Origin of the sequence: Pseudomonas sp. BN415 (assembly GCF_029871195.1) — a bacterium.
GTDB classification, from domain to species: domain Bacteria; phylum Pseudomonadota; class Gammaproteobacteria; order Pseudomonadales; family Pseudomonadaceae; genus Metapseudomonas; species Metapseudomonas resinovorans.
This window is the reverse complement of the sequence record NZ_SSOK01000024.1, coordinates 1-23,807: the sequence shown is the minus strand read 5'-3', so window position 1 is coordinate 23,807 and position 23,807 is coordinate 1. Positions and strand designations below refer to the sequence as shown.

Sequence of the window (23,807 nt, the reverse complement as noted above, 5' to 3'; positions counted from 1 at the left end):
TTGTTCTGAGGAGTCGTTGGAGGTGCGAGCACAGCCTACTGTGTCGTGGCCTGGAGGCTATTACCCGAAAGAGTGATTTGCTGTGGGGCAATCGATGTTTTCAGGCGCCGTCCAGCAGTTTGCGTAGCAGCGCCGCGCTGGCCGGGTCGGCGGGAAACAGGGTTTCCAGTCCCAACTCGGCGAGGGTGACGTCGACCGGGGTGCCGAACACCGTGATGGTGCTGATGAAACTGATGACGCCCAATGGCGTTCGCAGTTGCAGCGGCACGAGCACGGCATCGCTGGGCAAGCCGGCTGGCGGAGGCGGGGCGGGGTAGCCCGCGAGTTCATCGAACAGGGCCTGCAGTTCGCGGTCGCCGCTGACCTCGATATCCCGCTGCAGGCGCTCCAGCAGATGCGCGCGCCATTGGCCGAGGTTGACGATGTGCGGTGCCAGGCCGTGTGGATGAAGCGACACGCGCAGCACGTTGAGTGGTGGCGCCAGCAGTTCAGGTGCCACGCCCGAGAGCAGGGGCGCAACGGAACCGTTGGCCGCCAGCAGGTTCCAGTGCCGGTCTACCGCCAGTGCCGGATTGGGCTCGTGGGCCTTGAGCAATTGATCGATCGCCTGACGGGCACCGGCCAGGGCCGGGTCGTCGAGCGCGCGCTGAGGGAACAGCGGTGCATAGCCGGCCGCAGTCAGCAGGCGGTTGCGCTCGCGCAGGGGTATCTCCAGTTGCTCGGCCAGGTGCAGTAGCATCTCGCGGCTGGGGTGGGCGCGGCCGGTCTCCACGAAGCTCAGGTGACGCGTGGAAATCTCCGCGTCGCAGGCGAGGTCGAGCTGGCTGAGGCGGCGCCGCTGGCGCCATTGGCGCAACAGGGCGCCGACGGGATGGGTCTGTGCGTTCATGGCAACGACGATAGATCAGTGAGGGAAGACCGGCCATTACCTGGCAGGTAATCGACCCGCTGCGGGTTTCGCGGAAATCTGTCGCCAAGCGCCAGGTCGGCGCCCCATCGACAGGAGAACCACCATGACTCATCTCAACGTCTCCCCGCTGCTGCGCCGTGCCCTGCAAGCCGATGCCCTGGCCAGTGGCGCCATGGGCCTGCTGCTGGCGCTGGCTGCCGGACCGCTGGAAGAACTGCTGGGCCTGCCGCGTTCTCTGCTGTTGGGCGCGGGTATCGGCCTGCTGCCCTTCGCGCTCGTCCTCGGCTGGCTGGCCAATCGCACAACCGTGCGGCGCGGCTGGATCTGGGCAGTGCTGGCGATCAATTCCGTGTGGGTGATCGACAGCCTCTCGCTGCTCGCCCTCGGTTGGGTGGCGCCGACCCTGTTGGGCAAGGTCTTTGTGATCGGCCAGGCGGTGGCGGTGGCCGTGCTCGCGGAACTGGAGTTCTTCGGCCTGCGCCGTTGCCCGAGCGTGACTGCGTAACGGGCCGCGCCGCGTTGGGTTGTGCGCGGCGCTCAGCCCAACCTGCGGTCAGGCGGCCGGGTTCAGAACCCCGCCGCCTTCTGCCAGGCCTTGGGCTTGAAGAACAGCGTCTCGCCGCGCACCAGGCCCACGAGGCTGTCGTGGTCTTTCACCACTTCGGCCTCGATCAGCTCATCCTGGCCGTCTACCTTCAGGGTTACCCGGGTGATGGCGCCCAAGGGGCGGATGTCGCGGACTTCCGCGGCGCGGTGCTCGGCCACATCGGAGCGCGACAGCGACACTTCGTGGGGGCGGAACAGCAGATGCTGGTCGTCGCCCAGGTGCAGGCGGTTGGAGTCGCCGAGGAAGTGGTAGACGAAGTCGCTGGCCGGGTTCTCATAGACCTCGCCCGGTGCACCGATCTGCTCGATCACCCCCTTGTTCATCACCACGATGCGGTCGGCCACTTCCATGGCTTCTTCCTGGTCGTGGGTGACGAACACGGAGGTCAGGTTGATCTCCTCGTGCAGGCGCGCCAGCCAGCGGCGTAGCTCCTTGCGCACCTTGGCGTCGAGGGCGCCGAAGGGTTCGTCCAGCAGCAGGATCTTTGGTTCCACCGCCAGGGCACGGGCCAGGGCGATGCGCTGGCGCTGGCCACCGGAGAGCTGTTCGGGGTAGCGGTCGGCGAGCCAGTCGAGCTGCACCATGTTCAGCAGCTCGTGGACCTTGGCCTTGATGGCCGACTCACTCGGGCGCTCGCGCTTGGGCTTCATGCGCAGGCCGAAGGCGACGTTGTCGAACACCGTCATGTGGCGGAACAGGGCGTAGTGCTGGAACACGAAGCCGACGTTGCGATCACGCACGTCGTGCTGGGAAACGTCCTCGCCGTGGAACACGATGCTGCCCACGTCCGGGGTTTCCAGGCCGGCGATGATCCGCAGCAGGGTGGTCTTGCCGCAGCCGGACGGGCCCAGCAGCGCCACCAGTTCGCCGCTGTGGATATCCAGGTTGATCTCGTTGAGCGCCTTGAAGGCGTTGAAGTTCTTGCTGACGTTGCGGATTTCAATGCTCACGGTGGTTATTCCTCATCAGCATTCGACTTGAGACGGGACAGACGTGACTCGCTCCACTGCTTGAGCAGAAGGATGCACAGGGCTAGCACCAGCAGCAGACTGGCGACGCTGAAGGCGGCGACGTGGTTGTACTCGTTGTAAAGGATCTCGACATGCAGCGGCAGGGTGTTGGTGACGCCCCGGATGTGGCCGGACACCACCGACACCGCGCCGAACTCGCCCATGGCCCGCGCGGTGCACAGCACCACGCCATAGATCAGGCCCCATTTGATGTTCGGCAGGGTCACGTGCCAGAACATCTGCCAGCCGTTGGCGCCCAGCAGGCGCGCGGCTTCTTCCTCCTGGGTGCCTTGTTCCTGCATCAGCGGGATCAGCTCGCGGGCGACGAAGGGGACGGTCACGAAGAGGGTCGCCAAGACGATGCCGGGGACGGCGAAGACGATCTGGATATCGCGGTCCTGCAGCCACTCGCCGAAGTAACCCTGGGCACCGAACAACAGCACGTAGATCAGGCCGGCGATCACCGGCGACACCGAGAACGGCAGGTCGATCAGCGTCACCAGCAGGCTCTTGCCGCGAAACTCGTACTTGCTCACGCACCAGGCGGCGGCCACGCCGAACACCAGGTTGAGCGGCACCGAGATGGCCACGGCAATCAGGGTCAGCTTCAGCGCGGAGAGGGCGTCCGGCTCGAAAATGGCGGTAAAGAAGGTGCCCAGGCCTTCCTTCAGGGCCTCGCTCAACACCACCAGCAGTGGCAGCAGGAGGAACAGGGCGAAGGCCAGCCAGGCAAAAACGATCAGGATGCGACGACCCAGTGCGCTGCCCCGGCGGGCGGCATTGGCGGAGGACGCGGCGGTCAGGCTTGCGGAACTCATGGCGTTCTCCTCACGGGGTCTCGATGCGGCGTTGCAGCAGGTTGATCAGCAGCAGCAGGACGAAGGCGACGACCAGCATCAGCACGCCGATGGCGGTGGCGCCGGTGTAGTCGTACTGGTCCAGCTTGACCATGATCAGCAGCGGCAGGATTTCGGTCTTCATCGGCATGTTGCCGGCAATGAAAATCACCGAGCCGTACTCGCCCACGCCGCGGGCGAAGGCCAGCGCGAAGCCAGTCAGCCAGGCGGGGAGCAGAGCCGGCAGCAGCACATGGCGGAAAGTCTGCAACGGCTTGGCGCCCAGGCACGCAGCGGCTTCCTCCACTTCGCGGGGGATGTCCGCCAGCACCGGTTGCAGCGTGCGCACCACGAAGGGCAAGGTGACGAAGGTCAGCGCCAGGGTGATGCCGAGTGGGGTGTAGGCGATCTTGAAACCGAGTTCGGTGGCGAACTGGCCCACCAGGCCGGCCGGTGCGTAGAGCGCGGTGAGGGCAATACCGGCGACAGCAGTAGGCAGCGCGAAGGGCAGGTCGACCATGGCGTCGATGACCTTGCGGCCGAAGAAGTCGTAGCGCACGAGCACCCAGGCCAGCAGGGTGCCGATGATGCCGTTGATCACAGCGGCGGCCAGGGCGGTGCCGAAGCTGAGCTTGAGGGCGGCGAGCACGCGAGGGGCGCTGATGATGGTCCAGAATTGGAGCCAGGTCAGTTCGGTGGTTTTGAGGAACAGGGCACCGAGGGGAATCAGGACCAGCAGGCTGAGGTACACCAGGGTGTATCCCAGGGTCAGCCCGAAGCCGGGTATGACCGGGGAGATGCGTCGCGACATGTTCTGTCCTTACTCTGCGTTGGAACGCTTGGTCTTTCTGGAGCCGGCCTCCGTCGAGCCGTATCCGGCAAACAGGCCCGATCCGTGGATCAGGCCTGGTTTTCGCTCCTTACCTGGAACTCTCGCGATGGGTTTCGCTCCGCTCTACCCATCAACGTTATTGCGCCTGGTAGATCTGGTCGAAGATGCCGCCGTCGTTGAAAAACTTGGGTTGGGCTTCCTTCCAGCCGTTGAAGTCCTTGTCCACGGTCACCAGGTCCAGTTTCGGGAACTGCTTGGCGAACTCAGCCGCGACCTTCTCGTTACGCGGACGGTAGAAGTTCTTCGCCGCGATGCGCTGGCCCTCTTCGCTGTACAGGTACTGCAGGTACGCTTCGGCGACCTTGCGGGTGCCCTTCTTGTCGACGTTCTTGTCCACGACCGATACCGGCGGCTCGGCCAGGATCGACAGGCTCGGTGCGATGATCTCGAAGTTCTCGCCGCCCTGTTCCTTCAGGGCCAGGAAGGCTTCGTTCTCCCAGGCCAGCAGCACGTCGCCGATCTGGTTGTTGACGAAGGTGATGGTCGAGCCACGCGCGCCGGTATCCAGTACCGGTACGTGTTTGTACAGCTCCTTCACGTATTCCTGTGCCTTGGCGTCGCTACCGTACTGCTTCTTGGCCCAGGCCCAGGCGGCCAGGAAGTTCCAGCGGGCGCCGCCGGAGGTCTTCGGGTTCGGGGTGATGACTTCCACGCCTTCCTTGGTCAGGTCGCCCCAGTCCTTGATGCCCTTGGGGTTGCCCTTGCGTACCAGGAACACGATGGTCGAGGTGTAGGGGGTGCTGTTGTCCGGCAAGCGCGCCTGCCAGTTTTCCGGGATCAGCTTGCCGAGCTTCTGCAGCTCGTCGATGTCGCCGGCAAGCGCCAGGGTCACCACGTCGGCCTTCAGGCCGTCGATCACGGCGCGGGCTTGCTTGCCGGAGCCGCCGTGGGATTGCTGGACTTTAACGTCGTCGCCGCCTTCGGCCTTCCAGTGCTTGGCGAAGGCAGCGTTGTATTCCTGGTAGAGCTCACGGGTCGGGTCGTAGGACACGTTGAGCAGTTCGGTGGCGGCGGCGGCCGGGCCGGCGATCAAGGCGCTGGCGAGGGCGGCGAGGGCGAAGCGGCGAATCGACATTATCAAGCTCCTGGAAACTGGATTTTTTGGTGTTGGCTAGGGCTGTAGTTTTGTGTTCGTCGATACGCCCTCCGGCTGTCCGGTCGGGCCTTGAGCCTGCTGCGCAGGGCTCGGAAGAATGCGGTGGATCAGCTGTTGCGTGGGTTGGGTTGTTGCAGGCGGAATTTTTCCTTGCGCTCGATCTGCACCACCTGGCCGTTGTGCACGGTGATCTCCACCGAGCCGAAACGCAGGCCGTGCAAGGCACTCTGGATTTCTCGCAGGATGCTGGCCTCGTCCTGGCCTTCCACGCTACGAAGGGTTGCGCTCATGGTCGTGCTCCTAGAAATGGGGCCAGCGGCGTAGGTCAGGAAGGTATTCCGCGTGGCGTGGAGCGGATATTAAGCAAGCGGGAGATATTCTTAAAAATACTATTTAAGAATTTTTATATAACCGAAATTGCATTCGTTGGCCGCCGATCCCAGCGCAAGGTGTCGGCAGCCACTGGAGAAGCCTGGCCTGCCGCCTTCAGGCCGCAGCCCAGAGCCGCTCGACCTCTTCCACTGGCAGCGGGCGGCTGAACAGGTAGCCCTGGCCGTAGTCGCAGCCCAGCTCGCGAAGGAAGTCGGCCTGGGCATCCGCCTCGATACCCTCGGCCAGCACGCTGAGGCCCAGGCTGTGCCCCAGGGCGGTGACGGCACGGGCGATAGCGATGTCATTCGGGTCGGCCGGCAGGCCACGAATGAAGCTCTGATCGATCTTCAGTTTGTGCACCGGCAGGCGCTTGAGGCGCTGGAGCGAGGAGTAGCCGGTTCCGAAGTCATCGATGGCCAGCCGCACGCCGAGCTTGCGCAGGCGGAATAGCAGGGCCTCGGCGGTTTCCGGGGCCTCCATCACAGCGCTTTCGGTAATTTCCAGCTCCAGATACTTCGGCTCCAGGCCGGTGGCGGATAGCACGCGAGCCACATCGTCATACAGCTCGGTGTGGCGGAACAGGCGGCAAGACAGGTTGACGGCAACGAAGGTCAGCTGATGGCCCTGGACCCGCCACTGCTGCATCTGCCGGCAGGCCTGTTCCAGCACCCAGGCATCGATATGGCCGATCAGTCCGCTTTCTTCGGCAATTGGCAGAAACTCACCCGGCGGCACCAGGCCGCGCTGGGGATGTTCCCAGCGCACCAGGGCTTCGAAACCGATCAGGTGGTTGTCGGCCAGGCGCCGGATGGGCTGGTAGTGCACGCGCAACTGGTCGTGCTCCAGTGCCCGGCGCAAGGCGCTGACAAGCTCGACGCGCTGGCGCGCCTGCTCGGTCAGCTCCTGGCTGTAGAACGCATAGGAATCGCGCCCTGCACTCTTGGCCTTGAACAGCGCCGAGTCCGCATTGCGCATCACTTGCTCGACAGTGGAGTCGTCGTCCGGAAACAGGCTTATGCCCAGGCTGGTGCTGATGAAAATGTCCTGGCCACCGAGGCGGAATGGGGTCGCCAGCTCGATGCGGATGCGCTCGGCCATCGCCGCTGCCTGCTCGGCCTGGGGGCAGTTGTCCCAGAGGATGCCGAACTCGTCGCCGCCGAGGCGCGCCAGGGTCATGCCACCTTCCAGCAAGCCCTGCAGGCGTGCGCCGACCATCTTCAGCAACAGGTCGCCCTGGGAATGGCCGAGGCTTTCGTTGATGTGCTTGAAATGGTCCAGGTCCAGCAGGAGGACAGCGCCACGCTGCTGTTCGCGGCGGGCGCGTTCCAGCACCTGTTCGACGCGTTCGGTGAACAACAGGCGGTTGGCCAGGCTGGTCAGCGGGTCGTGGTGGGCGAGGAAGTTCAGTTCGTGCTGGGAACGCTTGATCGCGCTGATGTCGGAGAACACCGCCACGTAATGGGTCAACTGGCCTTCCTCGTCATGGATGGCGCGCAGGTTCTGCCAGAGCGGGTAGATTTCGCCGTTCTTGCGCCGGTTCCACACTTCGCCGCTCCATTCCCTGCGGTTCTCCAGGGCTTGCCACATGGCCTTGTAGAAGGCCGGCTCGTGGCGGCCGGAGCTGAAGATTCGTGGGTTCTTGCCCAGCACCTCCGCCTCCTCGAAGCCTGTGATGCGGGCGAAGGCGCGATTGACGTGCACGATGCGGCTATCTGCATCGGTGACCAGCACGCCTTCCTGGGTGCTGTCGAACACCGCGGCGGCCTGGCGCAGGCTGCTTTCGTGGGCGCGGCGGGCGTCCAGGTAGCCCTTCAGACTGCGCAGGTGCATGCACGCCAGGCCGAACAGCAGAAGGCTGGTGACCAGGACGAAGAACAGGCCCTTGGCAGTCTGCAACTCGTTCAGCAGCGCGCGGTCGCCGACCAGGCCGACCAGTACACGGTCGCTGAACAGCACCCAGAGGCTGGCAAGAATGAAGTAGGGCAGCACCAGTCTGAGTGCGCTGAATTTGGAACGCATGGGCGCGGCCTTCCTGGCTTGGGCGAAACGTGAGGATTCGCATTATAGGAGCAACCGACGACTGGGTGGTTTCTATCTAAAAGACGGGATGGTTTTCTCCGGGGGCTTTGTGATAATCCGAGCGTAGCTAGCGCTACAAGCCCCGATCACTTCACCCGAGGCAACTCCATCCATGTGGTACAACGGTTTTCTCGACCTGTCGCTGTGGCAACTGGTGGCGGTCACCCTGGTGATGACCCACATCACCATCGTCAGCGTCACTGTCTATCTGCACCGCTACTCCGCGCACCGTTCGCTGGAGCTGCATCCTGCGCTCAAGCACTTCTTCCGTTTTTGGCTGTGGCTGACCACTGCCATGAACACCCGCGAGTGGACCGCTATCCACCGCAAGCACCACGCCAAGTGCGAAACCGCCGACGACCCCCACAGCCCTGTGGTCAAGGGCATCTGGACCGTCCTGCGCAAGGGCGCCGAGCTTTACCAGGAAGAGGCCAGGAACGAAGAAACCCTGCGCATCTACGGCAAGAACTGCCCGGATGACTGGATCGAGCGCAACGTCTACAGCCGCTTCCCCATCGGTGGCGTGACCCTGATGGCACTGATCGACCTGGCGCTGTTCGGCGCGGGCGGCATCACCATCTGGGCCATCCAGATGATGTGGATTCCGGTCTGGGCCGCAGGCGTCATCAATGGCCTGGGCCACGCCATCGGGTATCGCAACTTCGAGTGCCGCGATGCTGCCACCAACCTGGTGCCCTGGGGCATCCTCATCGGTGGCGAAGAGCTGCACAACAACCACCACACCTACCCGAACTCCGCGAAGCTCTCGGTGAAGAAGTGGGAGTTCGACATGGGCTGGGCCTGGATCAAGCTGTTCAGCCTGCTGGGCATGGCCAAGGTGCAGCGCGTGGCACCCATTGCCCATCGCGTCGAAGGCAAGGGCAATCTGGACATGGATACCGCCATGGCCATCCTCAACAACCGCTTCCAGATCATGGCCCAGTACCGCAAGTTGGTGATCGGCCCGTTGGTGAAACAGGAGCTGGCCAAGGCCGACGCATCGGTCCGCCACTCGTTCCGCCGCGCCAAGCGCCTGCTCTCCCGTGAGACCAGCCTGCTCGACGAAGGCCACCAGGCGCGTATCGCCGCCATGCTGGAGCAGAGCCAGGCCCTGAAGGTGATCTACGAGAAGCGCCTGGCGCTGCAGCAGATCTGGGTCAAGACCAGCGCCAACGGCCACGACATGCTGGAAGCCATGAAGCAGTGGGTGCACGAGGCTGAGGCCAGCGGCATCCAGTCCCTGCGCGACTTCGCCGAACAGCTGAAGACCTACTCCCTGCGTCCGGCCACCGCCTGACAGGGGACAGCGCCAATGAAAAGGCCGGCAGACATGCCGGCCTTTTTGCTTTCTGCCTTTTTCTGGATACATCGCAGGCCGAACCTGCGGTCCGGTCAGCGAATGAATTCGCCCCCACAGCAAGGGGCTCGCTTTCCCTTTGGGGGCGATTTCAATCGCGAAGGGCAGCGCAGCTGCCCCACAAGGCACCTCACCCGCAGCGCATTTCCTGCCGGCAAAAAAAGGCCGCTCATCATGAGCGGCCTGAACAAGACGTCGATAGGAGCTGTCACGCATCAACGTCAGGAGGTGAAGAGCGGGGTGGGGCAGGGATCAACTGTCCTGGTGGACGTCGGACTGCTTATGCTGCTCGGCCCCTTGCTTGACGATGGCCTGCTGCTGGGCGGCATCGGCGCGCTGCTCGGCCAGCGCTGCATTACGTGCAACAAAGGCGTTGGATTCTTCGGCCAGGGTCAATTGCGAGAAAAACAGGGAAAATACGGCGAAAAAGGCAGTAAAAATCAGATTACGTTGCATATATTGAACCTCTTGGATGGTTTCTTGCGAAACATGGCGCCATCTTAGGGAGGTCATGACAGGCGAAAAATAGCGGTTTCAGTGAATGACTATTTCTAGCGACGCAACAATTTCGAGTTGATCGCCCATTGCTTCGGGTCTTCGAGCAGCGCCTCGTCCTGGGCCAGCAGTGGCGGCAGTTCGGCCTTGAGGAACTCCACCCAGGTCTTGATCTTGGCATCGAGGAAGCGCCGCGACGGGTAGATCGCATAGATGGTGCGCTCGCGCAGACGGTATTCCGGCAGCAGCCGCAGCAGCTTGCCCTCGCGCACGTGCGGGCAGGCGACAAAGGAGGGCAGCAGGCAGACGCCCATACCGGCCTGGGCGGCCTTGGCCAGGGATTCGGCCACATTGACCTGGAAGCTTTCGGCGGGCAGCACGTTGAATTCGCCCTGTTCGCCGTTGAAGACCCAGCTGTCCTCATAGAGCGGGTCCAGCAGGCGCAGGTAGCGATGATGCTGCAGGTCCGTCGGCCCGATGGGCACGCCGTGCTTCTTCAGGTAGTCAGGGGCGGCGCAGAGCACGCTGAACATCGGTCCCAGCACCTGGGCCACCATCTGCGAGTCGGGCAGTTCTCGGGCGAAGGTGATGATCACGTCGTGGCCGTCTTCCAGCAGGTCGGGGGTGCGCTGCGACAGGGTCAGCTCCACCACCACCTCGGGGTAGCGCTCGCTGTAGCGCGCCACCAGGGCGGTGAGGTGCTGCAGGCCGAGGCCGGTCATAGTGTGCACGCGCAGTCGCCCATGCGGCTTGAGGTGCGCACCACGGGCTTCGGCGGCGGCTTCGTCCACTTCGCCGAGGATCTGCCGGCAGCGCTGCAGGTAGCGCTCGCCCACTTCAGTCAGTGCCAGGCGGCGGGTGGTGCGGTGTAACAGGCGAGCCTGGAGCTGTTGCTCCAGCTCCGACACCAGGCGTGACACTTGGGCGGTGGACAGGTCCATGGCCTGTGCGGCGGCGGTGAAGCTGCCGGTGTCTATCACCCGCACGAAAACCCGCATGCTGTGGAGCGTGTCCATTGTTACTCCCCGTGTAAGGCTGCTTCTCGCAATCGCGAGATTATCCACGATTCCTCGATAAATATACTTCGTACCCCTAAGCGGCAATGGCCGAGGTCTTGCCGTTCCCGTCATTCCCACCCGCGTGCTTCGCGGGTCCCTTCGAGGTACGCATGACGCCGGATCAAAGCTTCGCCCGTCGGGTCCAGGCGGCCATCGCCCTGTTCGTCCTGCTGTTCGCCTATTTCCTTGCGGCGGACCTGTGGATGCCCATCACGCCCCAGGCGCAACTGACCCGCCCGGTGCTGCGCATCGCTCCTCGCGTGGACGGCCAGGTGCTGGACGTCGCCGTCACCAACAACCAGCACGTCGCGGCCGGCCAGCTGCTGTTCCGCCTCGACCCGGAGCCCTTTCGACTCGCCGTGCGCTCTGCCGAGCTGGCGCTGGAACAGGCCGAGCAGGACAACCTTCAACTCGACGCCGCCATCGCCGCCGCCCGTGCCGAGCAGGTTGCCGCCCAGGCCTCGGCCAGTGAGTTGCAGCGTGAAACGGCGCGCCTCGGCCGCCTGGTGCAGAGCCAGCACGTTTCGCGCCAGCTCTATGAACAGACCGACGCCCAGCGGCAGGCCGCCCAGGCCAAGCTGGCCGCCGCTGCTGCACGCATCCGGGAGCTGGCGGCCCAGCGCGGCGCCGGCGGCGACGACAACCTGCGTCTGCGCCAGGCGCGCAATGCCCTGGACCAGGCCCGTCTGCAACTGGCGTACAGCGAAGTGCGTGCCGAACGCGCGGGGACCCTGAGCAACCTGCAACTCTCCCCCGGCGCCTTCCTGCACGCTGGCAACCCGGTGGCCGCACTGGTGGCGGACGAAGCGGACATCAGCGCCGACTTCCGCGAGAAAGCCCTGCGCTACGTGCGCCTGGAAGACGGCGCCTCGGTGGTGTTCGACGCCCTGCCCGGGCACATCTTCGCGGCGAAGGTCACTGCCATCGACGCCGGTGTCAAGGAAGGTCAGCTCGACGCCAACGGTGACCTGGCCGCCCCCGCTGTGTCCGACCGCTGGGTGCGCGATGCCCAGCGCCAGCGCCTGCATGTCAGCCTGATCGAGGCGCTGCCCTACAGCCTGCCCAGCGGCGCCAAGGCCACGGTCCAGCTCTACCCGCGCGACTCGCGCCTGGCGGACCTGTTCGGTCGTCTGCAGATCGCCGTCATCAGCCTCCTGCATTACGTGTACTGATGAGTCGCCGGACCGCGCTGACCGAGAACGACCTGCGCCAGTGCCTGCGTCTGGCCGGTGGTGGAACCCTTGGGCTGTTCATCTGCAAGCTGATGGGCTGGGACAATGGTTCGTTCTTCTGCGTCTATCCCATGCTCCTGCTCGGTCTTACGCCGAGCATCAATGCCCACGTCGTCCGCCAGTTCCTGTTCCAGGCGGTGGTGGTGAGCATCGAGGTGCTGGTGATCTACGGCTTGTTCGGTGACCGCCCGCAACTGATGGTGCCGCTGGCGTTCCTTGCGTTCTTCTGGCGCTTCCGCCTGATGGCGCAGGGCTCGTCTTTCATGTTCGGCGCCCTGGGGAGCGTGTTCCTTTCCATCCAGCTGCACTTCGCCAGCTACCCGGATGCGCACCTCTACGACCTGGTGACGAGCAACCTGGTGGCCGCCGGCCTGACGGTACTGATCGCCTGGCTGATGTTCTTCCTATTTCCCGACGCCGAGCCGCGACCACCCAGGCCGATGCCGGCCAAGGACCTGCCCAGCCAGCGCCACGAGGCAGTGCTCGGAGCGACCATCGCCACCCTGTCGTTCATGCTGTTCCAGAGCTTCGACCTGCAAGACTCGCTGTCGGCCCAGGTGGCCTCGATCCTGGTGCTGTTCCCCATGCATTGGAACGGCATCCGCTTCGCCGGGCGCATCCGGGCCCTGGGCACCCTGCTCGGCTGCGCCATCGGGCTGGTGCTGCAACTGGTGCTCTACAGCCACTACGACGTGCTGCCGCTGGTCATCCTGATGTACTGGACGGCGGCCTTCTGCTGCGCGCGACTGCATGTGCTGGAAGGCGCCCAAGGCGTCGGCTTCGGTGCGTTGACCACCTTGGCCATCGTCTTCGGCCAGTACCTCACGCCGCAGCACGACGTGGTCTATTCCATTGCCTATCGCCTGAGTTCGGTGTGCGTGGCGGTGTTCCTCACCCTGGTGGCAGTGTTCGCCCTGCACCGGTTGCTCAACCGGTTCGCTGCCTTCCGTCATGCCAGTCATGCCTGACCGTCGGGTGGATTGCCGGCCGCACTTTTGCCTGCCTAATCTGTCCAAGGCAGGTCCTATGAAGGTAGCGGCCGAATGGAAACGCCCCTCGAATCGCCAAGCGAACTGGAAAAACTCACCCTTGCCCTGCTGCACAGCCGAGGCGAGGTGGAGCGGCTTCGTGAGCGCGAGGCCATCTACAGCAGTCTCCTGGGCAGCGTGAATGCGGTGCTCTGGGCCTTCGACTGGGAGGCGCAGCGCATCATCTATGTCAGTCCGGCCTACGAGAGCATGTTCGGTCGCTCCGCTGCCCTGCTGTTGGCGGACTACAACGAGTGGCGCAACTGCATCTACCCGGACGACCTCGAGTACGCCGCGCAGAGTTTTGCCGAAGTGCTGGACAAGGGTGCCATCGAGGCCCGCGAGTACCGCATCATTCGCGCCGACGGCCAGCTGCGCTGGATCAGCGACAAATGCTTCGTCAGCCAGGGTGGCGGTGAAGGCCAGCCGACCATCGTCGTCGGTATCGCCGAAGACATCACCGAGAAGAAGCAACTGGAAGGCGAGTTGCACCGCCTGGCCACCACCGACGTGCTGACCAAGAGCAGCAACCGTCGGCACTTCTTCGAATGTGCCCAGCGTGAATTCGAGCACTCGATCCAGTTCGGCAGCCCGCTGGCGTTCATCCTGCTGGACGTCGATGACTTCAAGAAGATTAACGACACCCACGGCCACCAGGCTGGCGATCAGGTGTTGCAACGCATCGCCCAGTGCGGCAGCAACACCCTGCGCCGGGGCGACCTGTTCGGCCGCATCGGCGGCGAGGAATTCGCCGCCGTCCTGCCCGGTTGTCCGCCGGAGCTGGCGTGGCAGATCGCCGAGCGCCTGCAGCGGGAAGTGCAGCGGATGGGCTTCACCGTTGACGGCAAGAGCTTCGGTGTCACCGTCAGCCAGGGGCTGGCGAACCTGCGTGACGACGGCAACCTCGACAGCCTCTACGCCCGTGCCGACGCGGCCATGTACCAGGCCAAGCGCGGCGGGAAGAACCAGATCGTCTTGGCGGATTGAACCACGGGCGCGGGATTCCGGCGCTCTCGCGACTCCTGACGAACAGGGAGCCTTCACTGTCGTGGTGGGCCTTGTTCTCCCCTGCTGCCAACCGGCAGACGAGATCTTCGTCCACCTCGCGGAATCTTCCCCCGCGTCACCTCCTTCAATGTCGATGCTGGGCGCAGCCGCTCAGTATTTTCTGACTGCATCAGACCGTTCTTCCTGACTTATCGGATTGGTCCTCTTTCCCCGCTTTGGGGATATCGGCCTAGATATAGGCCGGTCACGCCAGCGTGACGATCACTTTCAACACAACGTGCCACCGACGCCGCCGCGTCCGCCGTTGTTCCCCTGCAAACCCAGCAAAGAGTGCGAAATGGAATTCACTCGCTTCGATCGGACCGACGGCTCATGCGCCTGCCTGGCTGTGGTCATGAATTCCTGCTCGGCGACTTTCATCTGACCTCCCGCAAGGGAGACTCCTGGAGTAGTCATGGCATCGAACAGTTTCCAGAACGAAGTACCCAAGGCCCGGATCAACATCAAGCTCGACCTGCACACCGGTGGCGCCCAGAAGAAGATCGAGCTTCCCCTCAAGCTGATGCTCATGGGCGACTACAGCAATGGTCGCGAAGTACGCCCGCTGTCCGAGCGCGGCAAGGTCAACATCAACAAGAACAACTTCGACAGCGTGCTCGCCGACTTCAACCCGCGCCTGAAACTGGCGGTGGAGAACACCCTGGCGGACGACGATTCGGAGACCTCCGTCGAGCTGGCCTTCTCCCGCATGAAGGACTTCGAGCCCGAGCAGGTGGCCCGGCAGATTCCGCAGCTTCGCGCCTTGCTCGCCATGCGCAATCTGCTGCGCGACCTCAAGTCCAACCTGCTGGACAACGTCACGTTCCGCCACGAGTTGGAACGCATCCTCAAGGACGACAGCCTCAGCGACGAGCTACGCGCCGAGCTGGCTGCGCTCGCCCCTCAAGACGCTCAGTAACGCTCCCGGTCATTCAAAGGAAGGTCCTCCATGTCCGCAGAACACACTTCCGTAGCCTCCAGCGGTACCGCTGCACTCCAGGAACACCAGGGTGTCTATGCCGCACTCTTCAGCAAGATCAACCTCAGCCCCGTCAGCGAGCTGGGTGGCCTTGACGCATTCCAGAACACCGAAGCGCTATCCGAAGCCTCCGCCGACGAGCGGGTCACCGCAGCCGTCAGCGTGTTCCTCGATCTACTCAAGCAGTCCTCGCAGCGTGTTGAACGACTGGACAAGACCCTGCTCGACGAGCACATCGCCTCCCTCGATGCGCAAATCAGCCGCCAGCTCGACGCGGTCATGCATCACCCGGACTTCCAGCGCGTCGAGTCCACTTGGCGTGGCGTCAAGTCGCTGATCGACCAGACGGATTTCCGCCAGAACGTGCGTATCGAGCTGCTCGACATCAGCAAGGATCATCTGGTGCAGGACTTCGACGACGCGCCGGAGATCGCCCAGAGCGGTCTGTACGTCCACACCTACACCCAGGAGTTCGACACGCCTGGGGGAGAGCCGATCGCGGCCGCCATTTCCAGCTACGAGTTCGACAGCAGTCCCCAGGACATCGCCCTCCTGCGCAACCTGTCCAAGGTCGCCGCAGCGGCCCACATGCCGTTCATCGGCGCCGTCGGGCCGGCCTTCTTCGGCAAGGATTCGATGGAGGAGGTCGCCGCCATCAAGGACATCGGCAACTACTTCGACAGGGCTGAGTACATCAAGTGGAAGTCCTTCCGGGACAGCGACGACTCCCGCTACATCGGCCTGACCCTGCCGCGCGTCCTCGGGCGCCTGCCTTACGGTCCGGACACCATTCCCGTACGCAACTTCAACTACGTGGAAAAGGTGAAAGGCCCCGACCACGACCGCTACCTGTGGACCAATGCCTCCTTTGCCTTTGCCGCCAACATGGTGAAGAGCTTCATCAACAACGGCTGGTGCGTGCAGATTCGTGGCCCGCAGTCGGGCGGCGCCGTGACCGACCTGCCGATCCACCTCTATGACCTGGGCACGGGCAACCAGGTGAAGATCCCCTCCGAGGTGATGATTCCGGAAACCCGCGAGTTCGAGTTCGCCAACCTCGGCTTCATCCCCCTGTCCTATTACAAGAACCGCGACTACGCCTGCTTCTTCTCCGCCAACTCGGCACAGAAGCCGGCGCTGTACGACACCGCCGATGCCACGGCCAACAGCCGCATCAACGCGCGCCTGCCCTATATCTTCCTGCTGTCGCGCATCGCCCACTACCTGAAGCTGATCCAGCGGGAGAACATCGGCACCACCAAGGACCGTCGCGTGCTGGAGCTGGAGCTCAACAAGTGGATCGGCGGCCTGGTCACCGAGATGACCGATCCCAGTGACGACCTGCAGGCTTCCTACCCCCTGCGCGAAGCGAAGGTGATAGTCGAGGACATCGACGACAACCCCGGCTTCTTCCGCGTCAAGCTCTATGCCGTGCCGCACTTCCAGGTTGAAGGCATGGACGTCAACCTGTCGCTGGTTTCGCAGATGCCCAAGGCCAAGGCCTGAGCACCCCCATAGGGAAACGACGTCATGAACATCGACCGCCCCCTATGGGCTGCGGGGGCGCTATTGTCCCCGCAGCAGTTCCAGCAGCAGGCGCGCTGGGAGGCCTGGACCAACGAATGCATCGCCCACCTCACCCTGGTTCACCCCTGGGGCGTGCTGGCGGTCGCCTTCGATCCGGATGCGCTGAGGCTCGGGAAGCTCAAGGCCTCCCGGCTTCACCTGCGGATGCCGGACGGCACCATGATCGACACGGACCGTACCGATCGCCTGCCGCCTGCGCTGGAGCTGCCCCGCGCGCTGGCGGACGACGCGCACAGCGCCCTGCTGCTGCTGGCGCTGCCGCTGGAGCAGGGCAATGGCAACAATTGCCTGCTCGAGGGTGATCGCGAGGACCGGCCGACCCGTTACCGCCAGGGTTGGAGAACGGTGCAGGACCTCTACGGCGATGAGCGCCAGTCCATCAGCGTGATGGAGCACCAGCTCCGTCTGCGCCTGGCCAGTGATGACAACGGCGACTACCTGACCTGCCCGGTCGCGCGCCTGGTGCGCGACCCCCAGGGTATCTGGGCCCTTGATCCCGGCTATGTGCCGCCGCTGTTGAGTTTCGCTGCTCATTCCGGACTCTCGACGCAACTGGACAACCTGTTCACCCAACTGTCCGCCAAGCGTCAGCGGCTGATGGGCATGCGCCGCGAGAGCAACCAGCGCATGGCCGATTTCGCAGTGGCCGATGTCTCGTTGTTCTGGCTGCTCAACTCGCTCAATACCTATCAGCCAATCCTGGCCGACCTCAGGGCTCATCCTGCTCGCCCTCCCGAACAGGTCTACCGGGAACTGGCGAAGCTCGCCGGTAGCCTGTCGACCTTTTCGCTGGAGCACGACATCGAGCGAATACCGGCCTACCGGCACGAGCAACTGGAGACTGTCCTTCCACCGCTGATGAGCATGATTTCATCCCTGCTCGAAGCCAGCCTGCCCTCGCGCGTCATCGCCCTCGAGCTGGAAGAGAGCGGGGCCAACCGTTGGAAGGTGGCGCTCATCGATTCAAGGTTGCGCGAGCCCGGCGGCGCCGACTTTTACTTGTCCGTGCGTTCGCGCCTGTCGGCGGCGCAACTGCAGAGTCAGTTTCCGCACCTGTGCAAGCTGGGCGCGCCGGATGATGTCGACCACCTGGTCAATGCCGCACTCGACGGCGTTCCGCTTCAACCCCTCAGCCATGTTCCGGCCGCGATTCCGCTGCGCCTGGAAAACCAGTATTTCGCGCTGGATCTCGAGCATCCCAAGGGGAGGGCCATGCTGGCTGCGGGCGTCTGCGCCATATACGTACCCGCCGGCCTGATCGAGGCGCGACTCGAACTCTTCGCGGTGCTGCGCTCATGATCCAGAACATGGCAAAAATCCGGTCGGCAGTCGTCGATATCGACGCTTTGCTTCAGGACACCTACCTACTCGTCGTATCCCTGCGAGAGGGTGCGGTGGCGCTTAGTGGCCGCGAGCTCTGGCGGCATTGCTGCGAGCAGGTCGAAAGCCTGCGCAATGCCCTGAAGGAGGCCGGAGTCAGCCAGCGGAGCATTGATTGCATCAGCTACGCCCAATGCGCCCTGCTGGATGAAACGGTCCTCGGCCATGCCGGTGACGAGGCCCATGCGAGCTGGGCCAGCGAGCCTTTGCAGGCGAAGTTCTTCAGCCGTCACCAAGCGGGCGAATCTCTTTATGAGGACATGCGCGAAGTCCTGCGCCAACCCGCGCCAGACCCGCAGGTGCTGACGGCCTACCAGCGCGTCCTGATGCTCGGGTTCAAAGGGCGCTATCGCGACTTGCAGGACCCTGAGCGAGAAGAGCTTCTGAGCGCGTTGGACGCCCAGGTCTCACCCTTGGCCGTGCGTGATGCGTTGATCTCGGACTCCGGTCGTGGACGCGGCTTTGCCTTGCGGCGCTGGCTGCGCAGCCCCGCGACGCAACTGCTTGTAGCTGCTGCGCTGATCGCCGGAGCTTGGTGGGGAATGGACCATCTGCTCCAGCGTGTGGTCGCTTCGCTGCTGCCCGGCGTGACATGAAGGAGGCGCCATGACCGTCACGCTGAAGCGCGGCCTCTGCGTGTGGGCCGCCTTGCTCACCCTGCTATTGCTATTCGTCTTTCCCCTCGACGCGTGGCAACGCGGCGGTGCGGTGCTGGCCATCACCTTGGCGGTTCGTCTGGCCTGGCGGTGGGCAGGCCAATCGCTTTCTGCACTGGACAGTGCGATACCGTTGCCGGCGGCGGACTTCCGACAACCCCTGGTGCTGGTCTGTGGTGATGGCCTGCCGGGCCTTTTCGACGGCTCGGCGGAGGGGGCCGTACTGAGGACGACGTCGCAGGGCTGCTACCTGCGGGTGGAGGGCCTCGAATGGTTGCCGCTTCGGGTTGGCAGCGTTCTGGCGCATCGGCCTCACTGGGTTGGGCAGCTCGCTGTTCTATTGGTCATCAACCCGAACGAGCACGATGATGCCTCCGCGCTTGAGGGACGTATCCAGGCATTCCGCCACCAACTGGCGCTGGCGCGCCGACAGGGCGCCGCCTTGCCATTGCTCCAGGTCACCTATCTGCAACGCCATCAGACCGACACCCCCTGGTTTTGCTGGACGTCGGGTGCGCAGCAGCCGGATGTCCTTGAGGCGGGGGCTCGGATCAGCCTTGGCGGGTGGCAGAGGCGCAGGGAGGATCTCCCTCTCTCGGCGGCTCGCCTGCGGACCAGCGTCGTACTGGACAGTGCTGCTGGCTGGCTGAACCGGCATGTGCTGGCTCGTTTCGCTAACCGGGGAGAGCCGGCTGTGGTCGCCCATGGGGTCATGCTGGTCCCGGCGTTGCCTCGCAGCCTCCCCGGGAATCTCTGGCAGCAATGGCTGCATGACAGGACCGCGCTACGCGAGATTGACGTGCCGGCGGCGTCGACAAAGCTGCCGCTTCCAGACGCGCTATTGCCACTGCTGCCTATACAGGTGCGAAGCTCACCCTTGCGTCGGGCTGGAGCGATAGCGCTCTGGCTGTCCACGGTCGCCATTCTGGTGGCCATGGTCGGCTCTACTTGGCAGAACAGCCAACTGGTGCGTCGGGTCAGCGATGACTTGCAGCGCTATCTGGCCATTCCTTACGTAGCAAGCCGCAACCAGCCCGAGTTCGCCTTGCGCGAGGCCGCCATGTCTGTACTGCGCGCCGACGCCGTTCGCCTGGATGGTTACTACCGTTATGGCGAACCGCTCTGGCTCGGAATGGGCCTTTATCAGGGCGAACGCCTGAGGCGCGAATTGCTGGCTGCGATTACAGGCCACCGGTTACCGCCGGACGCACCTGCGCAGGCGACGGATCTGCCTGAGCCCCTCAGGCTCGACAGCCTGTCGCTGTTCAACGTGGGCAGTGCCACGCTCAGACCCGAGTCGACCAAGCTGCTGATCAATGCCCTGGTCGGCATCAGGGCCCAGCCCGGTTGGCTGATCGTCATCGCCGGCCATACCGATGCCACCGGCAGCGCCGAACAGAATCTCCAGCTGTCTCGCGCTCGTGCCAGCGCCGTGCGCGACTGGATGCAGCGCATGGGCGACATCCCCGACAGCTGCTTCGCCGTACAGGGTTTCGGCGCCAGTCAGCCGATCGCCAGCAATGACACCGAAATCGGGCGCGCCACGAACCGGCGCGTCGATATCCGCCTGGTGCCGGAGGTGGGGGCCTGTGCGCTGCCCACTGCGGCACCGGACGGCAAGCACCAGTCGCATGCTGCGGCTGTCAACCTCTGAGAAGGAGTTTCAAATGGCAATTCCCGTATACCTCTGGCTGCAGGACGATGGCGGCGCAGACATCAAGGGTTCGGTGGACGTGCAGAAGCGCGAGGGCAGCATCGAGGTCGTCGCCCAGGATCACAGCCTCTACATTCCGACCGACAACAACACCGGCAAGCTGACCGGAACCCGTGTCCACACCCCCTTCCTGTTCACCAAGGAAATCGATGCGTCCAGTCCCTACCTGTACAAGGCTGTGACCACCGGGCAGACCCTCAAGAGCGCCGAGTTCAAGTGGTACCGCATCGACGACGCCGGCCAGGAAGTCGAGTACTTCATCACCAAGCTGGAGAACGTCAAGGTCGTGAAAGTCGCGCCCAAGATGCACGACGTCAAGGACCCGTCCAAGGAGAAGCACAACCACCTGGAACAGGTCGAGTTGCGCTACGAGAAGATCACCTGGACCTACAAGGACGGCAACATCATCCACGCCGACTCCTGGAACGAACGTCAGAGCGCCTGACGTCGGGTTGGGCCGGCGGAGCCATTGGCTCCGTCGGCGCCCCGCGACCACACCGGACGCTCAAGCGCCACGCACTTCGTACAAGGACGCACTTCCATGGCCCAGAACTCTGCCAGCCTACTTCGTCGCCTCAATCCCTACTGCGCCCGGGCACTCAGCGCCGCGGCGTCGCTGTGCCAGAGCCGTGCCCATGGGGAGATTACCCCTGAGCACTGGCTGCTCAAGCTGCTGGAGCAGGGGGAGGGCGATCTCACCCTGATCGCCCGACGCTACGAGTGGGATCTCGACGCTCTCTGGCAGGGCCTGCTCGACCACCTGGATAGCCTGCCCCGCAGCGTGCGCGACAAGCCGCAGCTCAGTACGGAGCTGCGACAACTGATCAAGAACGCCTGGCTGCGCGCCTCACTGGATGAGGACAACGACCGTCTGCGTTCGCTGCACGTGCTTGGTGCCCTGCTCGAGGCGCCCCACCTGCTGCGCTGCGAGGCCGCCTGGCCGCTGTTCAGCCTCGGTGAGTCGCAGCTTCAGCGCCTGCTGCCCCTGCTCGACCAGCACTCCGAGGAGCGTGCGGAGCTGCAGCGGGAGGCCGAGCTCGAGGGCGACGAAACCGGCACCGCCGTATTGGCCAGCGTACCGGCCGGCAAGGCTGGAGATGACGCCCTGCACGCGCTGCTAGAGCGTTTCACCCAGGACCTGACCGCCCAGGCGCGCGAGGGACGCATCGACCCGGTACTCGGCCGCGACGACGAAGTCCGCCAGGTCATCGACATCCTCAGTCGGCGGCGCAAGAACAACCCCATCCTGGTGGGCGAGCCCGGCGTCGGCAAAACCGCGCTGGTCGAGGGCCTGGCCCTGCGCATTGCCGAGGGCACTGTGCCCGACAGCCTCAAGGCCGTCAGCGTGCGCACCCTCGATCTCGGCCTGCTGCAGGCCGGGGCGGGCGTCAAGGGCGAGTTCGAGCAGCGCCTTAAGCAGGTCATCGATGCCGTCCAGCGCGCAGAGCATCCGGTCCTGCTGTTCATCGACGAGGCCCACACCCTGATTGGCGCCGGCAACCAGGCTGGTGGCGCCGATGCCGCCAACCTGCTCAAGCCCGCACTCGCCCGTGGCGAACTGCGCACCATCGCCGCCACCACCTGGAGCGAGTACAAGCAGTACTTCGAGCGCGACGCCGCGCTGGCGCGCCGCTTCCAGATGGTCAAGGTCGACGAGCCGGACGATGCCAACGCCTGCCTCATGCTACGTGGCCTCAAGGCCCGTTACGCCAGCCACCATGGCGTGCATATCGAAGATGCCGCCGTGCAGGCCGCCGTCAGCCTTTCGCGTCGCTACCTGACCGGGCGCCAGCTGCCGGACAAGGCTGTCGACTTGCTGGATACCGCCAGCGCACGCGTACGCATGAGCCTCGACTGCGAGCCCCAGTCGCTGGTGCGCCTGGCGTCCCGGTTGGCGGCCCTGGAACTGCAGCAGCAGGCCCTGGAGGCGGACAACCACCTGGGCGCTCGAGTGCCTGACGGGCGGCTCGACGAGCTCGCCGAACAGCGTGTCGACCTGGAGTGCCAGCACCGCGAGCTGGAGCGCCAGTATCGCCACGAGCTCGACCTGAGCCTGCAGCTCCTCGCCGCTCGCCAGGAGGAACCTCGGCAGACGGAGCGCTCTGCCGAATTGCAGCGCCGACTGGAAGAAGCCCAGGGCGATCGGCCTCTTCTCTCCCTCGATGTCACTTCACGCAACGTCGCCGAGGTGATCGCCGACTGGACCGGCGTGCCCCTGGGCAGCCTGCTCAAGGACGAACAGGCCAATCTGCTGGAACTGGAGCGGCACCTGGCCCAACGGGTCATCGGTCAGGACACCGCGCTGGCCGCGCTGGCCCAGCGGCTGCGTGCCGCGCGTACCGGCCTCACCGACGAGCGAACGCCCCAAGGCGTGTTCCTGCTAGTGGGCAGCAGCGGCGTCGGCAAGACCGAAACCGCTCTGGCGCTGGCCGACAGCCTCTTCGGCGGCGAGAAGTCGCTGATCACCCTCAACCTTTCCGAATACCAGGAGGCCCACACCGTCAGTCAGCTCAAGGGCTCGCCGCCCGGCTACGTCGGCTACGGCCAGGGCGGTGTACTCACTGAAGCGGTGCGTCAGCGGCCCTACAGCGTGGTGCTGCTGGACGAAGTGGAGAAAGCCCACCGCGACGTGCTCAACCTGTTCTACCAGTCCTTCGACCGGGGCTTCATGCGGGACGGCGAAGGCCGCGAGATCGATTTCCGCAACACTGTCATCCTCATGACCTCCAACCTGGGTGGCGACTTGTTGCAAACCTGCCTGCAGGCGCAGCCGGATGCCCCTGACGCCACCCTCCAGGAACTGCTGCGTCCGGTGCTGCGCGAGCACTTCCAGCCAGCCTTGCTGGCCCGCTTCCAGACCCTGATCTACCGCCCGCTGGAGGCGGACTCGTTGAAGCGCATCGTCGACCTCAAGCTCGCCCAGGTCGCCCGCCGGCTGCAGCGTCACTATGGGCTGGATTGCCGGGTCGATGGCAGCCTGAGCGAAGCCCTGGCCGCCGCCTGCCTGCTGCCCGACACCGGCGCGCGCAACATCGACAGCCTGCTCAACCAGCAAATCCTACCGGTGCTCAGCCAACAGCTGCTGCAGCGCCAGGCCAGCCGACAGGACACCCGTGGCGTCACCCTCGGCTACAGCGATGCCGAGGGCATCACCCTGCACTTCTCCGATCCGCTGGAGCACCGCCATGCAGTGCCTGAGGAGGCCTGAACATGCTCGCTGAAATCCGTCCCTTCTTCGACCACAGCCGCCACAAGCTCCAGGTCGACGGGCTTGACGCCGCACTCGACGTGCTGGCCTTCCACGGCGAGGAGGCCTTGAGCCGGACCTTCGCCTACCACATCGAGTTCACCTCCGCCGAGCGCGATCTGCCCGCCGACCGGCTGCTCGGCCAGGCCGCGCACTTCAGCCTCCATCCGCCACCCACCCCGGTGCCCTTCATCGGCCTCAGCCTGCCGCCCGCCCAGGCCCTGC

22 protein-coding genes and 1 pseudogene are annotated in these 23,807 nt (G+C 64.5%); 13 read left to right on the top strand and 10 right to left on the bottom strand.

The window, feature by feature from the left end:
• Window positions 1–100 precede the first annotated feature (100 nt).
• Window positions 101–889, bottom strand: coding sequence for a helix-turn-helix domain-containing protein (locus E8F20_RS06535; protein WP_280283028.1), 789 nt, complete (start codon window positions 887–889; stop codon window positions 101–103).
• A gap of 124 nt (window positions 890–1,013) precedes the next feature.
• Here E8F20_RS06535 and E8F20_RS06530 point away from each other — a divergent pair, with 124 nt between their 5' ends.
• Complete coding sequence (locus E8F20_RS06530; protein ID WP_280283027.1) at window positions 1,014–1,415, top strand: hypothetical protein; 402 nt, start codon at window positions 1,014–1,016, stop codon at window positions 1,413–1,415.
• 62 nt (window positions 1,416–1,477) lie between these two features.
• Here E8F20_RS06530 and E8F20_RS06525 read toward each other — a convergent pair whose 3' ends face one another.
• The 6 genes from E8F20_RS06525 to dibA all read right to left on the bottom strand — a co-directional run bounded on the left by E8F20_RS06525 (window position 1,478) and on the right by dibA (window position 7,742).
• Entirely contained in the window at window positions 1,478–2,467 is a 990-nt protein-coding gene (locus E8F20_RS06525) for a sulfate ABC transporter ATP-binding protein (protein WP_280283026.1), read from the bottom strand.
• Window positions 2,468–2,472: 5 nt separating this feature from the next.
• A complete protein-coding gene (gene cysW / locus E8F20_RS06520; RefSeq protein ID WP_280283025.1) occupies window positions 2,473–3,345 on the bottom strand; it encodes a sulfate ABC transporter permease subunit CysW in 873 nt (290 codons plus the stop codon).
• Window positions 3,346–3,355: 10 nt separating this feature from the next.
• Entirely contained in the window at window positions 3,356–4,174 is an 819-nt protein-coding gene (cysT, locus tag E8F20_RS06515) for a sulfate ABC transporter permease subunit CysT (protein WP_280283024.1), read from the bottom strand.
• Window positions 4,175–4,331: 157 nt separating this feature from the next.
• Window positions 4,332–5,330, bottom strand: coding sequence for a sulfate ABC transporter substrate-binding protein (locus tag E8F20_RS06510; RefSeq protein WP_280283023.1), 999 nt, complete (start codon window positions 5,328–5,330; stop codon window positions 4,332–4,334).
• 128 nt (window positions 5,331–5,458) lie between these two features.
• A complete protein-coding gene (gene oscA, locus E8F20_RS06505) occupies window positions 5,459–5,641 on the bottom strand; it encodes a sulfur starvation response protein OscA (protein ID WP_280283022.1) in 183 nt (60 codons plus the stop codon).
• A 196-nt stretch (window positions 5,642–5,837) separates the two neighbouring features.
• Window positions 5,838–7,742: a phosphodiesterase DibA gene (gene dibA, locus E8F20_RS06500; RefSeq protein ID WP_280283021.1), complete on the bottom strand. Its 1,905-nt coding sequence runs from the start codon at window positions 7,740–7,742 to the stop codon at window positions 5,838–5,840.
• Window positions 7,743–7,914: 172 nt separating this feature from the next.
• Between dibA and desA the strand changes: the two genes are divergently transcribed.
• The gene (gene desA / locus E8F20_RS06495) at window positions 7,915–9,099 is read left to right on the top strand and encodes a delta-9 fatty acid desaturase DesA (protein ID WP_280283020.1); all 1,185 of its coding nucleotides are present in this window, start codon (window positions 7,915–7,917) and stop codon (window positions 9,097–9,099) included.
• Window positions 9,100–9,411: 312 nt separating this feature from the next.
• On the opposite strand, the gene E8F20_RS06490 is transcribed toward desA, so the two are convergent.
• The gene (locus tag E8F20_RS06490) at window positions 9,412–9,615 is read right to left on the bottom strand and encodes a hypothetical protein (protein ID WP_280283019.1); all 204 of its coding nucleotides are present in this window, start codon (window positions 9,613–9,615) and stop codon (window positions 9,412–9,414) included.
• A gap of 95 nt (window positions 9,616–9,710) precedes the next feature.
• Window positions 9,711–10,670 (bottom strand): LysR family transcriptional regulator, encoded by a 960-nt coding sequence (locus E8F20_RS06485; RefSeq protein ID WP_280283018.1) that lies wholly within the window; start codon window positions 10,668–10,670, stop codon window positions 9,711–9,713.
• 152 nt (window positions 10,671–10,822) lie between these two features.
• Between E8F20_RS06485 and E8F20_RS06480 the strand changes: the two genes are divergently transcribed.
• From E8F20_RS06480 to E8F20_RS06470, 3 genes are all read left to right on the top strand, one after another.
• On the top strand, window positions 10,823–11,884 hold the full coding sequence (locus tag E8F20_RS06480; protein ID WP_280283017.1) for an HlyD family secretion protein: 1,062 nt from the start codon (window positions 10,823–10,825) through the stop codon (window positions 11,882–11,884).
• A complete protein-coding gene (locus tag E8F20_RS06475) occupies window positions 11,884–12,912 on the top strand; it encodes a DUF2955 domain-containing protein (RefSeq protein WP_280283016.1) in 1,029 nt (342 codons plus the stop codon). Before E8F20_RS06480 ends, E8F20_RS06475 begins: the two co-directional genes overlap by 1 nt.
• A gap of 75 nt (window positions 12,913–12,987) precedes the next feature.
• Window positions 12,988–13,959: a sensor domain-containing diguanylate cyclase gene (locus E8F20_RS06470; RefSeq protein WP_280283014.1), complete on the top strand. Its 972-nt coding sequence runs from the start codon at window positions 12,988–12,990 to the stop codon at window positions 13,957–13,959.
• Window positions 13,960–14,247: 288 nt separating this feature from the next.
• On the opposite strand, the gene E8F20_RS06465 is transcribed toward E8F20_RS06470, so the two are convergent.
• Window positions 14,248–14,400: a hypothetical protein gene (locus E8F20_RS06465; protein ID WP_280283013.1), complete on the bottom strand. Its 153-nt coding sequence runs from the start codon at window positions 14,398–14,400 to the stop codon at window positions 14,248–14,250.
• Window positions 14,401–14,434: 34 nt separating this feature from the next.
• Between E8F20_RS06465 and tssB the strand changes: the two genes are divergently transcribed.
• The 8 genes and pseudogenes from tssB to E8F20_RS06425 all read left to right on the top strand — a co-directional run.
• Window positions 14,435–14,938: a type VI secretion system contractile sheath small subunit gene (tssB, locus tag E8F20_RS06460; protein WP_280283012.1), complete on the top strand. Its 504-nt coding sequence runs from the start codon at window positions 14,435–14,437 to the stop codon at window positions 14,936–14,938.
• Window positions 14,939–14,968: 30 nt separating this feature from the next.
• On the top strand, window positions 14,969–16,504 hold the full coding sequence (gene tssC, locus E8F20_RS06455) for a type VI secretion system contractile sheath large subunit (RefSeq protein ID WP_280283011.1): 1,536 nt from the start codon (window positions 14,969–14,971) through the stop codon (window positions 16,502–16,504).
• A gap of 24 nt (window positions 16,505–16,528) precedes the next feature.
• Window positions 16,529–17,884, top strand: coding sequence for a type VI secretion system baseplate subunit TssK (tssK, locus tag E8F20_RS06450; protein ID WP_280283010.1), 1,356 nt, complete (start codon window positions 16,529–16,531; stop codon window positions 17,882–17,884).
• A complete protein-coding gene (tssL, locus tag E8F20_RS06445) occupies window positions 17,881–18,561 on the top strand; it encodes a type VI secretion system protein TssL, short form (protein ID WP_280283009.1) in 681 nt (226 codons plus the stop codon). Before tssK ends, tssL begins: the two co-directional genes overlap by 4 nt.
• Before the next feature lie 10 nt (window positions 18,562–18,571).
• A complete protein-coding gene (locus E8F20_RS06440) occupies window positions 18,572–20,275 on the top strand; it encodes an OmpA family protein (protein ID WP_280283008.1) in 1,704 nt (567 codons plus the stop codon).
• A 13-nt stretch (window positions 20,276–20,288) separates the two neighbouring features.
• Window positions 20,289–20,780, top strand: coding sequence for an Hcp family type VI secretion system effector (locus E8F20_RS06435; RefSeq protein ID WP_090267947.1), 492 nt, complete (start codon window positions 20,289–20,291; stop codon window positions 20,778–20,780).
• A gap of 96 nt (window positions 20,781–20,876) precedes the next feature.
• A complete protein-coding gene (gene tssH, locus E8F20_RS06430) occupies window positions 20,877–23,543 on the top strand; it encodes a type VI secretion system ATPase TssH (RefSeq protein WP_280283007.1) in 2,667 nt (888 codons plus the stop codon).
• Between the two features lie 2 nt (window positions 23,544–23,545).
• A pseudogene (locus E8F20_RS06425) lies at window positions 23,546–23,807 on the top strand (type VI secretion system tip protein VgrG); the annotation flags it as partial.